The sequence below is a fragment of the Bradyrhizobium sp. P3_C3 genome, assembly GCF_056402655.1.
In genome coordinates, this window is sequence record NZ_JBFUGY010000134.1 from 1 (window position 1) to 1,269 (window position 1,269).

Genomic DNA, 1,269 nt, shown 5'->3' on the forward strand with positions numbered 1-1,269 from the left:
TGTTTAGCCCGGACAGATCACTGACGGGTGTTCGGAGACATAGCTGACACATCAACATTGGCTGGATTGGTCCGATTCGGGAGGCCGTCCATGCCTTGGAGCGAGGTGTCAGTGATGGATCAGCGTCACGAGTTTGTGCGGCTGGCTTTGCAGGAGGGCGCCAACCGGCGCGAACTGTGCCGTCGGTTCAACATCAGTCCTGACGTCGGCTACAAGTGGCTGGCGCGCTGGCAGGCCGGCGATCGGGAGCTGGCCGACCGCTCCCGGCGCCCGCATGCGATGCCCAAGCGGAGTGAGGCTGCGGTCGAAGTAGAAGTCCTGGCTGTACGCGACAAGCATCCGGCTTGGGGAGCACGGAAGATTGCCCATTGCCTGAAGCGGGGCGGGCAGACGGTGCCTGTGCCATCAACGGTGCACCAGATCCTGTGTCGGAACGGCCGGGTCAAACCGAGTGAGAATGCGCCGCCCAATCCGGGCCACCGGTTCGAGAAGGAAGCTCCCAATCTGCTGTGGCAGATGGACTTCAAGGGCCACCTGCCGCTGGCCGACGGGACACGATGCCATCCGCTGACCATCGTCGACGATCACTCGCGCTACGTGCTGTGCCTGAAGGCATGTGCCGACGAGCAGCGTCTCACCGTGCAGAATCACCTGTCGACGACGTTCCGCTGCTATGGCCTGCCAGAGGCCTTCTACACCGACAATGGCTCACCCTGGGGCGATACGTCCGGCATTCGTTGGACCGGACTGAAGGTGTGGCTGCTCAAGCTTGGCGTCAGGGTGGTGCACGCCAGGCCATGCCACCCACAGGCCCGCGGCAAGAACGAGCGCTTCCATCGCACCCTGAAGGCCGAGGTGTTTGCAATGCGCCGCTTCCGAACTCTCCCGGAAGTCCAGCGCGCCTTCGACGCCTGGCGGCCGGTCTACAATCTGGAGCGGCCTCACCAAGGCCTCGATATGCAGGTCCCTGCCGATCGCTTCCGGCCAAGTGCTCGCCCCATGCCGGCCCGCGTTCCGAACGTCGAATACGACAGCGGCGAGATCGTGCGCAGGGTCTCATCGACAAGACCCTACATCTCCTTCAAGGGACGCTTCTGGAAAGTTCCCCAGGCCTTCGCCCGCGAACGCCTTGCCATCCGGCCRCTGGWTCGTGACGGCCACTACGGAATCTTCTTCGCCAGCTGGCAGGTCGCATCGATCGACTTGACCAATGGCCAACCTGTCAGTGATGTGTCCGAACAGGTGTCAGCCATGTCTCCGGACTAAACA

At 63.0% G+C, this 1,269-nt stretch carries 1 protein-coding gene; it reads left to right on the forward strand.

Going from position 1 to position 1,269, the window contains the following annotated elements:
- Positions 1 to 90: 90 nt before the first annotated feature.
- A complete protein-coding gene (locus tag AC1DW2_RS43760) occupies positions 91 to 1,266 on the forward strand; it encodes an IS481 family transposase (RefSeq protein ID WP_477009206.1) in 1,176 nt (391 codons plus the stop codon).
- The last annotated feature ends 3 nt before the right edge of the window (positions 1,267 to 1,269 follow it).